Source organism: Terribium retamae (assembly GCF_022347545.1).
Lineage (GTDB): Bacteria > Pseudomonadota > Alphaproteobacteria > Rhizobiales > Rhizobiaceae > Mesorhizobium > Mesorhizobium retamae.
Genome location: NZ_JAKREW010000041.1, coordinates 25,122 through 38,033 on the forward strand (window position 1 = coordinate 25,122; position 12,912 = coordinate 38,033).

Below are 12,912 nucleotides of genomic sequence, written 5' to 3' on the forward strand. Positions count from 1 at the left end.
GCGCACCCTACGTCGCCAGCATCGGCAAACGAAAAGTCAGGCATGAAGCGGGGAGGCGGGCCCGGGCGCAGGAGCATTCGAATTCGAAAGCCAGACTCAAGGCCATGGATACTGGATACGAAGCAAAAAAATCCGGCGCACCCAATGGGCGCGCCGGTTAGCGACGCTCATCGGGTTACCAGGAAACGGTCCTCGTCATCGTCTCGCTGGCGGCCGCCCAGAGCTGCGGCGACGCCTGCGATGAAGGCGCCGACGATCAGCGACAGGGCACCCACCAGGGCGAAACTCGCTCCGGCTTTCCTGGCCTTGTCCGCCGTCTCCTGGGCTGTGACCTTGGCCTGCTCGATCTGTGCCAGTACCGCATCGACGCGGGCGGTTGCGTCGGCTTCCGACAACCCCGTCCGTGCCGCGACGAGCCTGCCGAGATAGGCTTTGTCCTCCGCGGACACTTCTCCGGCTGCAGCGCTCGCAATCAGGATCCGCGAGGCCTGCGCCGCCGCGGCTGCATCGCCTTCGGCGCCGGGAGCGGCAAGACGCGCAGGATCCGCCGGACGGAACAGCGTATCGACGAAATAGGAAGTCGTATCGGAGACCCTGTCACCGCTGTTTGCGGCTGCACCCGCCGACGCCCCCATGGCTGCCCCGGATGCTACCGTCGAGGCGGCCTGCACGCCGGTACCGACCGCCGCGGAAAGCGTGGCGCTGAAGACGAAGACCACCAGCAATGTTGCGAGCGCCCATGCCAGGAACCCGTGCGCGGTGTCCCGGAAGAAAGTCTCGTCAGTGTGGATGCCGACCCATCTGGTGCGCAGGCGGCCCGTGAGATATCCGCCCAGAGCCGACGAAAGCCATTGCATCAGAACCAGCCATATGCCGGTGGAAACGGCAAAGGTGGTCACACCGACGCTCTCGCCAGACCAGGGCGAAACCATCGTGAGGCCGAGCCCGGAGCCGACGAGCATGAGCACGAAGGTCAGCGCCGAAGCGGCAAAGGCACCCGCGATGATCGGGCCCCAGCTGACCGCGGATGAGGCGGATTCAGTGGGCGCCGCCACCTCGGCGGCTGTGGTGACTGTGGCCACGATACCCTCCTATCGCATGAACAGCATGAGCAGAATGATGATCGGGATGGGAACCCCAAGCAGCCAGAGCAAGATACCGCGACCCATAATCGTTTCCTCCAAAATGCGGCCGGTTGCCGATCGGGGTGATCGGCCGGCCTCGAGAAACAAGCGTGGCGGGTTGGAAAGGTTCCGGGTTTTTGCCCCGGCTGGAATTGAACCATCCTTGCGCTGGGGCGTTTCCCTGGTGCTGCGGACCGTGTCAACCGGGCGCGACGGTACGGTGAACAGGAAGTCTTTTTCCCGGTTTCTCTTCCTGGCCAACGAAACGGCAGACGAGCACCTTGTCCCGTCCGGTCCGTAGCACCTGCCTTGCTGGCCAGTTTAGCGGAACGTTCGGCCGTGATCTGGCGTTGGCTCCAAGCAAAAGGAGCTGAATCATGAGCAACAATCAGGAATTTGCCGACGAATTCTGGGACTCGATCAAGTCGGATATGACCGCGATGATCGGTACGGGAAACGTCCACCCCAAGCCGATGACAGCACAGTTCGACGGTGACAGCAGGACCATCTATTTCTTCACCGCGAAGGATACCGATCTCGCCGAAGCCGCCGGGTCCCCGACCGACGCCACCTTGGTCTATTCGGCCAAGGGCCACGATCTCTTCGCCACCGTCCACGGCACGTTGGGTGTCGATAATGACCGTGCCCGCATCGACCGGCTCTGGAACCGCTATGTCGCAGCCTGGTTCGAAGGCGGAAAGGATGACCCGCAGCTGTGCCTGCTGGCCTTCCAGCCGCGCGAGGCGGAGATCTGGAAGGACGCCTCCAGCGTGGTAGCCGGCGTCAAGCTTTTCCTCGGCATGGGCGATCCGAAGGAAGACTACAAGGACAGCGTGGCGAACGTCAGGCTCGGTTAGCGCGAATTGGAGGGCATATCGGCGCCGGCCGGTATGCCCTCCACATTTTCGGAACGAGCGATCCATTCGCCGGTTGGTGTTGTCTCACCCAAGGAGACAAATCATGCCTAGATCAAACGAGGGCGCACCAGGCACCACCGACCAGAAACCGAGATGGGAGGGGCCGCCCGAAAATCGGCCCGCGGGCTATCTGCCAGCCGAGGACAATCCTGAAGTCGATCGCGACGCGGCGGGCGAAAACCTGCAGGATCCCAATCGAAGCGATCTGACGGATGCCGTCACGACGAAAGACTATCAGGCGTCGAGGGAAGAGCGCATCCGGACCCGTGCCCACCAGCTATGGGAGCAAAGCGGACAGCCGGACGGCAGTCATGAAGATCACTGGTACCAAGCCGAGCGCGATATCGACGAGGAAGATCGGGCTTCCGGCCAGAGGGGAGGCGAGGCAACACCCTAGACCTTGCGGGCGCGAGGAAAAAGGAACGGCGGCAGCGGCCAGGAGTTAGCGGCAGGAAGGGACCGATCGGAGGAATCTCCAATGAAAGGTATCATCCTGAAAACAGCGATGGCGCTGTGCCTGAGTGCGGGCGTCACGGCGGCGATGGCGCAAACCGAGCAGCCGGAAGTCCTCAAGAAGCAAGAGGGGCAGCCGTCGCAGGATACGCAGAAGCCGTCCGGTGGGACCAGCGAAGGGCAGGCCGGCACGGAGCCGCCGGTCAATCCTTCGAAAGAAGCCCCGGCCGAACAACAGCAGCCCTCTGGCCAGCAGCCTTCCGGAGAGCAAGGCGGATCGTCCGGCACAATGAAGTCTGACGAGCAGAAAGGCACCCAGCAGCCAAGTGGTCAAAGCAGTCAGCCGGCTGACCAAAGTGGCCAGCAGCCGACAGGACAGACCGATCCGCAGAGCGGAACGACCACGGATCAGAAGACGGATCGGCCGACCACCGAGGGCACCACGACGCCCGAGCAGAAACCGGAATCGGGTTCTGAAACCACCAAGCAGGGTCAGTCGTCAGGCACCACCGTCAACATCACCACCGAACAGCGGACCGAGATCAAGCAGGTGATAACCGAAACCAGGGTCGAGCCGGTCCGCGACATCGATATCGACATATCGGTCGGCGTCGCGGTGCCCAGAACGATAGAGGTTCACAAGCTTCCGCCGCGCATCATCAAGATCGTGCCGGACTATGAAGGGTATCTGTATTTCGTCCTTGCCGATGGCCGCATCGTCATCGTGGATCCGGACAGCTACGAGATCGTTGCGATCCTGGCATAGATCGCATCAAAGCGCGGGCGGCATCATTGCCGTCCGCATCTTGAGCGAATGACCGACATCCTCGCCACCCAACGGGCGAGGCGATACCAGGCTCGGGATTCCGATCCGGCAAAGTTAGTTCATCGGGCGCCGGCTCAAGAACCGTCGCAGGCTGTCGCGGATTTCGTCCTCGTCAAAAACACCCTGGCCGAAAAGGTCCATTGTGGCCTTGGCGAGATCTTCCGCCGGCAGCGTCCCCAGCCGGAAACCGTATTCCCGGCAAAGTTCGTCATAGATGCGTTTGAGAGCTTCCATGTCGCCTGGATAGGCGGCACCACCGGAAGAATCCTGAACGGCCACAACTACCTCCTCGGGTATGCTCGAACGTCCAACACGGCTTCCGCCGCTATCTTCAACTATGGAGGATCGGCCCCGCCGCCCGCCAATCCGAAACCCTGCTGGCGACCCTCGCCCGGAAGGCGATCTGACGGTCAAGGACAGGAAGGCTTTCGGCGCGGAATTGATTCCACCGCCTACGATCCAGGGCAATTCATAAACGGCTAATGTAAGAGTCACAACTGGTGACAATCTGAAACATTACGTGATCTTTGCCCTGGTTCGAGAAGCTCTTGGAACGTCTCTGGCGGAACGTTGTTGACACCCATAGCTGTCAGATGACGCTGGATGGAGAGGATCATGGCGACCGAGCTGAGGCACGGCCCTATCGAAGTCAATTCCGTGCATATCTGCGTCGACATGCAGATGCTGTTCGCGTCCGGCTCGCTCTGGGAGGTGCCGTGGTTCGAAAGGACGCTCCCCAGGATCGAGGAGATCGCCGCCCGCCATGCGGCGACCACGATCTTCACGCGCTTCATGCCACCCGCCCGTCCGGCCGATGCGGTGGGGATGTGGCGTCGCTATTACGAACGGTGGCGCAGCGTGACGTTGCTGGAGGTCGACCCCCGGCTGGTCGAACTCGCGCCGGTACTCGCACGCCATTGTCCTCCCGCGCAGATCATCGACAAGGCTGTCTATTCGCCCTGGACGGAAGGCCGCCTCGACGCTTTCCTGTCGCGACATCCGACGACGACGCTGGTCATAACGGGCGTGGAAACGGATGTCTGCGTTTTAGCCACCGTGCTCGGCGCGGTCGACCGCGGCTTTCGCACCGTCATTGCCTCCGATGCGGTCTGCGGTTCGGCGGACGAGACGCATGATGCGCTGATGACGCTCTATTCGACCCGTTTCAGCGAACAGATCGAACTCGCGCCGACGGAAGACATCCTCGCCAATTGGGCCGCCTAGGAGAGATATCATGAAGAAGCTTCTGCGCGACAACGGGCTGACCATCGCCTTGATGGTCTGCTTTCTCGTCAGCCTGGCCGGCATGATCGCAGCCGGACTTCAGAGCCACAATGCGGAACTGGCCGAACATTCGGCCGGCGGCATGAGCTTGGCTGCCTATCTGCTGAGCGGGCAGTTCCTGTCGGCGCTTTTCGAGAACTGGGAAAGCGAGTTCCTGCAGATGGCCGCCTATGTGGTTTTCACGGCAATCCTGTTCCAGCGCGGATCGGCGGAATCCCGCGATCCCGACGATCCGCAGCGGCCCGGTGACGACGTGCCGTCATGGCCAAGCCGTACCGCCAGATGGCTCTACGGCCGCTCGTTGGGGTTGGCTCTGGCAGCGCTCTTCGTTCTTTCGTTTCTGGCGCACTGGCACGCCAGTCTTGCCGCCGCCAACGAAGAGGCCCGGCTTCACGGCACGCCACCGCATTCGGCCTGGAGCTACCTGGCCGACGCCGAGTTCTGGTTCGAGTCGTTCCAGAACTGGCAGTCGGAGTTTTTGTCGACGGCGGTTCTGGTCGTGCTTTCCATATGGCTGCGGCACCGCGGCTCGCCCGAGTCCAAACCCGTTGCCGCTTCCGACAGCGATACGGGCGCCTGACGAGAGGTTCCTACGCGGCGATCGGATTGTGAAGTTTATTACAGCTTCTTCCGGGAACATCACGCTTCCACCCCGGTTGAGTCCACGAGGCTTCGCAAAGCCTCGTCAACTCCAACCCCTGAGGAGAAAGACATGCCCAATCAAGGTGGAACCCACGAACAGCACGTTAAAGCAGGCCAGCAGAGCCACAAGAACGATCAGAATCGCCAACGCGAGCAACAGGCGCGCGGGCGCGAGGCTGACAACAAGCGTGGCGGCAGCGGCAATTTCGCGAATGACCGCGAGCGCGCGTCAGAAGCCGGTCGCAAGGGTGGCCAGCACTAGTGCTTCGTGATGTCCCAAAAGGGCCCGTCCGGCGTCGCCGGACGGGCTTTTTTTATGACAGTCGTTGCCGCCGATCGATCCCGGAAACACCGCTGCTGTGTATGTCCTCTCATGACCACATGAGACCGGCCCCTGGTCGTATGCCAGGCGGAACGGCGTTCTCAGCATGACCAAGTCATTTGGCGAAAGGCTGCGGATCTGAATGAAAAGAGATTGGGCTGCCAGCCTGGATTCAGGCGGCGCATTTGTGTGCGTTGCGATTTATGGAGGGAGGATTTTCCAGCGAATGCTCAAGATGGGTTGGCCGAGGCGCCATGCGCCCCGGCCGATGATGTGCGGCCTGATTTACTTGCCGCAATAATTGTCGTTCACGATCGGGCCGCTTCCGGGCTTCGGTCCATCATAAGTCGATTCATAGGCGCATGGACCAGCACCGCTGTTGCCCTGGGACGGTCCGCTCTGGTCATTGATGCTCTGGGTGGTCATCGTGTCCACCTGGCTCGGATAGACCGGCTGCGGTTCTACCGCCGTCGGCGCCGGCTGGTTCGGGTCGACGCGGTCATTGACAATCGGGTCACCGATATTCTGCGCCATAGCCGAACCGGCAAGTCCGATCGCGAAAGCTGAAGCGATAACGATCTTTTTGAGCATGATGCTCTCCTTCCGTTTGGTTACGGTTGCATGAGGCTAACCGGACAAAAGGAGGAAGGTTCCGACAAAAACAGGCTGTTTCCCACCCTTTTCAAAGCGGGCGCAAGGTGGCCAGCAGGAGCGCTCCGATCGTCGCGACCAGTTGAGTCGCCATATGGCTCGATGGGCGGGCGCGGAAGGCGATCGAGGCCGGCGGCGTTTCACGGGCCCGATAGGCCCAGCGCCGTTGCGGCGATCGGCCGGTCCTGCTCTGCCGCACCATCTCCCCGCGCTCCAGGGCTCGCGCTTTCCATTCGGGCATCGGCGGCTGCGGTTTGGAAATGACTGGCTTCAGGATGGAGCCCCGGTTTTTCAGTTTCACGGCGTGTTGTCTCCGATCGCGAGCGCATCGGCCAAATCGGAATCGATTTTGGAAAGCGCGAAGCGTAGCTTTAGTCAACCGAAGCCGAAGGCATGGGTTCCGGAAATCTCGGGTCGGGCGGCGCTCTTTTACCGACGCCCTCTCCTGAACAGCGGCTCGCGCAGCTTGCCTGTTACGAATGGCACGTCCTCGGCACGGACATAAATGCCGGTGACCTCTGCAAAGCCGATGAATGTGCGCATCGCGTCGAGTTCCGAGACCCGGCCGATAGACACCGCGTTGCAAGCATTCCAGGTGCTGAGATAAACATGCCCACGCCGATCCTCCGGCCAGTTGCGAAGGAATTTGAGGGCATGCTCCACGTCGGCGATTTCGCCGACCCGGCCCTCGAACAGCACATGTACAGGTCTGTGTTGCGGCATTTCAAAGCCTCCAGACCCACAGCTGTGGGTTTAGATCAACGTGGCAATGCACAGCTAGGTTTCAGGAATTTTCGCCAGCGGTATCTCATCCACCAGGATGCCGGCTTCCTGGCAGAAGGCGTGCAGGGCCGAACACGCCTCTTCGAACGGGATGTTTCCCGCCCTTGCGGCCTCCAGCGCGTTGCTCGCCACGTAGAAGCATGCCGAGCGATTGGAAGCGGGCCAGCCAGCCAGGAAGTCGATCCCCTCTTCGATCGAGGAGATAGGGGATATTCCGAAGTCCCCTTCCTTCACCCAAAGGCTGCTCATGAACCGCATCGGGTGTCACTCAGGCTAGTCTAGAGACCGTTGACGCAATTCAACGGTTCACCATTGTCGGGGTTGCAAAAATCTGGATCGCGGGCGGTATCCGCGAAATCCGCACGTCGCTTGCCTGGATGGCTGGGAGACCTGTCGGAGTGCGCGTTCGTGGCAGCATCGTTTCGACCATGCCTGCGTCGCGATCTCGACAGTCTTCAACGTGTAGCGGCCCGAGCCGGGACTTAAGCCTTGTGCCGCCGGTTGACGCTCGACGGGCGCCCGGCGATGTTCAGCGCCATGTCGCGCTTCGGCCGTTCGGCCACCACCTTGCCCCTGGCGATCACGCAGAGCCGTTCGGCGCGCAGGCGGATCGCTTCGATCGGGTTGCCGGCGTCCAGCATCACCATCGAGGCCGTCTTGCCGACTTCCATGCCGAGATGATCCAGCCCCATGATGGCGGCGTTCACGTTCGTCACCATGTCGAAGCAGCGCGCCATGTCGGCAGGCGATGACATCTGCGCCACATGCAGGCCCATGAAGGCGACGTCCAGCATGTCTGCGGTGCCCAGCGAATACCACGGGTCGAGCACGCAATCCTGACCCCAGCCGACGCGGATGCCGGCCTTCAGCATTTCCGGCACGCGTGTCATGCCGCGGCGCTTCGGATAGCTGTCGTGGCGGCCCTGCAGCATTATATTGATCAGTGGATTGGGGATCGCCGAGACCTGAGCCTCGGCGATCAGCGGGATCAGCTTGGACACGTAATAATTGTCCATCGAATGCATGGAGGTCAGGTGCGAGCCGGCGACGCGCCCCTGCAGGCCGAGTCGCTGCGTCTCGTAGGCCAGCTGCTCGATATGGCGCGACAGCGGATCGTCGGTCTCGTCGCAATGGATGTCGACCATCAGCCCGCGCTGGGCGGCGATCTCGCAGAGCTCGGTCAGCGAGCGGCGGCCGTCCTCCATGGTGCGCTCGAAATGCGGAATGCCGCCGACGATGTCGGCGCCGAGGTCGAGCGCACGGATGGTGTTTTCGCGCGCATTGGGCGAGCGGTAGAGCCCGTCCTGCGGGAAGGCGACGAGCTGCAGGTCGATATAGGGGGAAACCTCCTTCTTCACCTCGAGCAGCGCCTCGACCGCCAGCAGGCGGTCGTCGCAGGTGTCGACATGCGTGCGGATGGCGAGCAGGCCCATCGAGACCGCCCAATCGCAATAGGCGAGCGCGCGCTCTTTCACCGCCTCATGCGTCAGCAACGGCTTCAATTCGCCCCACAAGGAGATGCCTTCCAGCAGCGTGCCCGAGGCATTTATGCGCGGAATGCCGTAGGACAGCGTGGCGTCCATATGGAAATGCGGATCGACGAACGGCGCCGACACCAGATTGCCCGTCGCATCGATGACGCGGCCGGCTTCGGCCTCGATCTTCGGCTCGATGGCCGCGATCCTGTCGCCTTTGATGCCGATGTCCGCGATGCGGCCGTCGGCCAGCGTCGCCGTCTTGACGATCAGGTCGAAATTCATCGCTCGCCTTTCTGGTAGGGGACCATGAGGGCCTTTGGATAGGTCGCCCGCCTCGCAACCACAATGAGGGCAAGGATCGAAAGCGCATAGGGCAGCATCAGGAACACCTGATAAGGAACCACGCCGCCCGAGAGCTGCTGCAGCCGGATCTGGTAGGCGTCGAAGGCGGCGAACAGGATCGCGCCGAGCAGCGCCTTGCCGGGCCGCCAGGAGCCGAACACCACCAGCGCGATGCAGACCCAGCCGCGCCCGTTGATCATGTTGAAGAAGAACGAGTTGAAGGCCGACATGGTCAAGAACGCGCCGCCGATCGCCATCAGCGCGCTGCCGGCCATCACCGCGCCCATGCGCACGGCAGTCACCGAGATGCCTTGTGCCTCGACCGCGCCGGGATTTTCGCCGACGGCACGCACGGCAAGGCCGAGCGGTGTGCGGTAGAGCCCCCAGGCCACCACGATGACCAGGATGAAGGCGAGATAGATCAGCGGTGTCTGCGTGAACAGCGCCTCGCCGACCACCGGCAGCTTCGACAGGCCGGGCACCGGCCAGGGCTGGAACGGCTCGATCTTCGGCGGCGAGGTCACTTCCGGCAGCGCCAGCCGATAGACATAATAGGTCAGGCTGGTCGCCAGCAGCGTCACGCCGATGCCGACGACGTGCTGCGACAAGCCGAACGGCACGGTGAGCAGGGAGTGCAGCAGGCCGAAGGCCATGCCGACGAGCGCGGCCACCAGCACGCCGGTCCACAGATCGCCGCCCATATAGACGGTAAACCAGCCCGCGAAGGCGCCGGCGGTCATGATGCCCTCGATGCCGAGATTGAGCACGCCGGCGCGTTCGCAGATCAGCTCGCCCATGGTGGCGAAGATCAGCGGCGAGGCGATGCGGATCGCGGCGACCCAGAAGCTGGCGGTGAAGAGGATTTCGACGGCGTCCATCATTTCCACTTCACCCGGTATCTCGACAGCATGATCGCGGTCACCATGGTCAGCAGCGAGGTCGCCACCATCACGTCGGCGATGTAGCTCGGCACGCCGGCGCTGCGGCTCATGGCGGCCGCACCGACGAAGATGCCGGCGACGAAGATCGCGGAAAACACCACGCCGATCGGATTCAGCATGGCCAGCATGGCAACGACGATGCCGGTGTAGCCGAAGCCCGGCGACAGATCGAGCGTCAGGCTGCCCTTCAGCCCGGCGACTTCGGAGAAGCCGCCGAGTGCGGCGATGCCGCCGGAGAGCAGCGCCGTCTTCATCAGAACGCCGTTGACCGGCATACCGAGGAAGCGCGCGGCTTCGGCATTGTGACCGACGGCGCGCATCTCATAGCCGAGCACGGTCTTCTTCATCACAAACCACAGGCCAATGGCCAGCGCGACGGCAATGACGAAACCATAATGCAGGCGCTTGCCGGTGATGACGCGCGGCAGCTGCGCTTCCGCGATGATCTTGGGCGACTGCGGCCAGCCAAGCGCCATCGGGTCCTTCAACACGCCTTCCAGCAGCATCGAGACGAACAAAAGCACGATGAAGTTGATGAGCAGCGTCGTCACCACCTCGTCGACGCCGAAGCGCAGCTTCAGCCAGGCCGGGCCGGCCAGCAGCAGCGCGCCGCCGATGAGTGCCGCCAGCATCACCAGCGGCACCAGGATGATCGCCGGCAGCGGCAGCGCGCCGGTGCCCAGCACCACGGTGATGATGGCGCCCATATAGAGCTGCGCTTCCGCGCCGATGTTCCACAGCTTGGCGCGGAAGGCGACAGCAACGGCAAGGCCGGTGAAGATCAGCGGCGTGGCGCGCGTCAGCGTTTCGAGAATGGCGAATTGCGAACCGGCGGCACCCTTCAGCACCAGCCGGAACACCGACAACGGATTGGCCCCGGCCAGCATCACCAGCACGCCGGCAATGATGAAGGTCACGACGATCGCCGCGACCGGGTAAAGGATCGACATCGCCAGCGACGGCGCCGGTTTCGGTTCAAGCCGCATGGTGGTGTCCGTGACGGAGTGGAGGACGACCAGCCATGTGCATGGTCTTCGACGTTCCGGAATGGATCCCCGACACTCGCCGCTCCCTGCGGTCGCTTGCGAGGTCGAGGATGTCGGGCTTCATTTTCGGCTGGCGCCAATTGTTGACGTTGGCGCCACCTAAAATGATTGAGCTGAACTCGACGCCACCGCTAGCGCCTACGTAGGAGAATGGTGAGGCCGTCATATGCCATCTGCCGGCCTCGGCGTTGGAGATTGGCCGGAACGCCCCATGCCACCCGTCATCCTCGACCGCGTAAGGGAGCGAAGCGACCGGAGCGTGTCGGGGATCCATTCCGGAACATAGGAGAATTTCCCCGGCCTCCACGAGAGGAACAGCACCGAACCAATGCCAGCCGCCACCCATCACGCCGCCTCATGCCCGGCCATCATGGCGCCGATCTGGCTGATGGTGAGTTCGCCGCGTGCCGAGGGTTTCGACAGCCGTCCTTCCGAGATCACCACGATGCGGTCGGACAGCGCCAGCAGTTCTTCGAGATCCTCCGAGATCAGCAGCACCGCGGCACCGCGCGCACGCGCTTCGAGCAGTCTGGAATGCACATAGGCGACGGCGCCGACATCCAGCCCGCGTGAGGGCTGGTTGGCGAGGATGACGGATGGGTTGGGATCGAGCGCGCGGCCGAGGATCAGCTTCTGCATGTTGCCGCCGGAAAGCAGCCGGATACGTGACTCGGGCGAGGGGCATTTCACTTCGTAATCGTCGATGATGGACTGCGCGAAGGCGCGCGCGGCTGTCCAGTCGACAAGCCCGCCACGGCTGAAGCGGCGGTCGCGATAGCGCTCGGCGATGACGTTCTCGCTGACGCTCATGTCGGCGATGGCGCCTTGCCTGTGCCGGTCTTCCGGCACGCGGGCGATGCCGGCATTCAGTGCCGCCAGCGGCGACCATGTCGTCACTGCGGTGCCGTTGACTTGCACCGTGCCCGACACCGGGGCTTCCATGCCGGCAAGCAGCCCGGCCAGTGCCGCCTGGCCGTTGCCCGAGACGCCGGCGACGCCGGTGATCTCGCCGCCATGCAGCGCGAGTTCGATCTCCTTCAGCGCCGTGCCATGCGCGCGCCGCGCGGTCGAGACACCCTTCAGCTCGTAGAGCAGCGGGCCGCGCTCGACTTTCTCGACGACAGGCGGCTTGACTTCGCGCCCCACCATCAGGGCGGCCAGCTCATGACGGTTGGTGTCAGCCGTGCGGCGTTCGCCCGAAAGCTTGCCGGCGCGCAGCACCAGCACGCGGTCGCTCGCCATCATCACCTCGTTCAGCTTGTGCGAGATGAAGATCACCGAAAGGCCTTTGGCGACCAGCAGCTTCAATGTCTTGAACAGCGCCTCGGTTTCGGTTGGCGTCAGCACCGCCGTCGGCTCGTCGAGGATCAGCACCCGTGCGTCGCGGTAGAGCGCCTTGAGGATCTCGACGCGCTGGCGTTCGCCGACCGACAGGTCAGCCACCAATGCATCCGCCTTCACCGCGAGGCCGAAATCCCGCGCCAGCTGGTCGATCTTGGCACGCGCCGCCGAACGGTCGAGTTTCAACCGGAAGAGCGGCTGGGTGCCGAGCGCGATGTTGTCGATCACGCTCATATTGTCGGCCAGCGTGAAATGCTGGTGCACCATGCCGACACCGGCAGCCAGCGCTGCCTTCGGGTCTCCCGGCGGCAACGGCTTGCCGAACACCTCGACGCTGCCCTCGTCGGCCACATAGTGGCCGAACAGGATGTTCATCAGCGTCGTCTTGCCGGCGCCGTTCTCGCCCAGCAGGGCAATAACCTCGCCCTGGCCGAGCTCGAACGAGATCGCATCGTTCGCCGTCAGCGCGCCGAACCGCTTGGTGATGCCCGAAAGGCGAAGCGCCGGAGCGTCGATGAAACTGGCCGAAGATGATGTCATCCGGTGCGTCCTTCGAGGCTCGCCCGCCGGATATTTCGGCATCCTTCCAACGTCTCGCGGGCTCGCACCTCAGGATGAGGAGCGTTGTGAAACTTCAAGCCGGAGTTCTGGAACGCTTCGGAATTTGGCGCCGTTGCACAACCGTCCTCATCAACTCTGAGGACTTTCGGCGTCTCTGAGCCTTGCGTTGAGCGTGATGACGATCTTTCTCATGACTGCAGC

Annotated in this window: 16 protein-coding genes and 1 pseudogene; 7 read left to right on the forward strand and 10 right to left on the reverse strand. The window is 63.0% G+C overall.

All coding sequences use genetic code 11. From position 1 onward, the window contains the following. Positions 1-167: 167 nt before the first annotated feature. Complete coding sequence (locus L4923_RS25530; protein ID WP_239369921.1) at positions 168-1,082, reverse strand: hypothetical protein; 915 nt, start codon at positions 1,080-1,082, stop codon at positions 168-170. 419 nt (positions 1,083-1,501) lie between these two features. Between L4923_RS25530 and L4923_RS25535 the strand changes: the two genes are divergently transcribed. The 4 genes and pseudogenes from L4923_RS25535 to L4923_RS25550 all read left to right on the forward strand — a co-directional run bounded on the left by L4923_RS25535 (position 1,502) and on the right by L4923_RS25550 (position 3,260). After that, positions 1,502-1,981 (forward strand): pyridoxamine 5'-phosphate oxidase family protein, encoded by a 480-nt coding sequence (locus tag L4923_RS25535; RefSeq protein WP_239369922.1) that lies wholly within the window; start codon positions 1,502-1,504, stop codon positions 1,979-1,981. A 103-nt stretch (positions 1,982-2,084) separates the two neighbouring features. Beyond that, positions 2,085-2,270, forward strand: a pseudogene (locus tag L4923_RS25540) (hypothetical protein); the annotation flags it as partial. Positions 2,271-2,297: 27 nt separating this feature from the next. Continuing rightward, the gene (locus L4923_RS25545; protein WP_239369936.1) at positions 2,298-2,438 is read left to right on the forward strand and encodes a DUF2934 domain-containing protein; all 141 of its coding nucleotides are present in this window, start codon (positions 2,298-2,300) and stop codon (positions 2,436-2,438) included. An 81-nt stretch (positions 2,439-2,519) separates the two neighbouring features. Continuing rightward, the gene (locus L4923_RS25550; RefSeq protein WP_239369923.1) at positions 2,520-3,260 is read left to right on the forward strand and encodes a DUF1236 domain-containing protein; all 741 of its coding nucleotides are present in this window, start codon (positions 2,520-2,522) and stop codon (positions 3,258-3,260) included. A gap of 114 nt (positions 3,261-3,374) precedes the next feature. Here the strand turns inward: L4923_RS25550 and L4923_RS25555 are convergent, their stop codons facing one another. After that, entirely contained in the window at positions 3,375-3,599 is a 225-nt protein-coding gene (locus L4923_RS25555) for a hypothetical protein (RefSeq protein WP_239369924.1), read from the reverse strand. Between the two features lie 336 nt (positions 3,600-3,935). Between L4923_RS25555 and L4923_RS25560 the strand changes: the two genes are divergently transcribed. From L4923_RS25560 to L4923_RS31145, 3 genes are all read left to right on the forward strand, one after another. Then, complete coding sequence (locus tag L4923_RS25560) at positions 3,936-4,544, forward strand: cysteine hydrolase family protein (RefSeq protein ID WP_239369925.1); 609 nt, start codon at positions 3,936-3,938, stop codon at positions 4,542-4,544. Between the two features lie 10 nt (positions 4,545-4,554). Then, positions 4,555-5,184 (forward strand): DUF6766 family protein, encoded by a 630-nt coding sequence (locus L4923_RS25565; protein ID WP_239369926.1) that lies wholly within the window; start codon positions 4,555-4,557, stop codon positions 5,182-5,184. Between the two features lie 132 nt (positions 5,185-5,316). Continuing rightward, the gene (locus L4923_RS31145) at positions 5,317-5,508 is read left to right on the forward strand and encodes a KGG domain-containing protein (RefSeq protein ID WP_343304128.1); all 192 of its coding nucleotides are present in this window, start codon (positions 5,317-5,319) and stop codon (positions 5,506-5,508) included. Between the two features lie 345 nt (positions 5,509-5,853). On the opposite strand, the gene L4923_RS25575 is transcribed toward L4923_RS31145, so the two are convergent. The 8 genes from L4923_RS25575 to L4923_RS25610 all read right to left on the reverse strand — a co-directional run bounded on the left by L4923_RS25575 (position 5,854) and on the right by L4923_RS25610 (position 12,690). Continuing rightward, positions 5,854-6,159: a hypothetical protein gene (locus tag L4923_RS25575; protein WP_239369927.1), complete on the reverse strand. Its 306-nt coding sequence runs from the start codon at positions 6,157-6,159 to the stop codon at positions 5,854-5,856. Positions 6,160-6,250: 91 nt separating this feature from the next. Further along, on the reverse strand, positions 6,251-6,520 hold the full coding sequence (locus tag L4923_RS25580) for a hypothetical protein (RefSeq protein WP_239369928.1): 270 nt from the start codon (positions 6,518-6,520) through the stop codon (positions 6,251-6,253). A gap of 128 nt (positions 6,521-6,648) precedes the next feature. Next, positions 6,649-6,942 (reverse strand): DUF982 domain-containing protein, encoded by a 294-nt coding sequence (locus L4923_RS25585; RefSeq protein ID WP_239369929.1) that lies wholly within the window; start codon positions 6,940-6,942, stop codon positions 6,649-6,651. Positions 6,943-6,996: 54 nt separating this feature from the next. After that, on the reverse strand, positions 6,997-7,251 hold the full coding sequence (locus tag L4923_RS25590) for a DUF982 domain-containing protein (protein ID WP_239369930.1): 255 nt from the start codon (positions 7,249-7,251) through the stop codon (positions 6,997-6,999). Positions 7,252-7,484: 233 nt separating this feature from the next. After that, positions 7,485-8,762: an amidohydrolase family protein gene (locus L4923_RS25595; protein WP_239369931.1), complete on the reverse strand. Its 1,278-nt coding sequence runs from the start codon at positions 8,760-8,762 to the stop codon at positions 7,485-7,487. After that, complete coding sequence (locus L4923_RS25600) at positions 8,759-9,700, reverse strand: ABC transporter permease (protein WP_239369937.1); 942 nt, start codon at positions 9,698-9,700, stop codon at positions 8,759-8,761. Before L4923_RS25600 ends, L4923_RS25595 begins: the two co-directional genes overlap by 4 nt. Beyond that, entirely contained in the window at positions 9,700-10,749 is a 1,050-nt protein-coding gene (locus L4923_RS25605) for an ABC transporter permease (protein WP_239369932.1), read from the reverse strand. The genes L4923_RS25600 and L4923_RS25605 overlap by 1 nt, the downstream gene beginning before the upstream one ends. 405 nt (positions 10,750-11,154) lie before the next feature. After that, positions 11,155-12,690, reverse strand: a complete 1,536-nt coding sequence (locus tag L4923_RS25610) for an ABC transporter ATP-binding protein (RefSeq protein ID WP_239369933.1) — start codon at positions 12,688-12,690, stop codon at positions 11,155-11,157. Positions 12,691-12,912 lie beyond the last annotated feature (222 nt).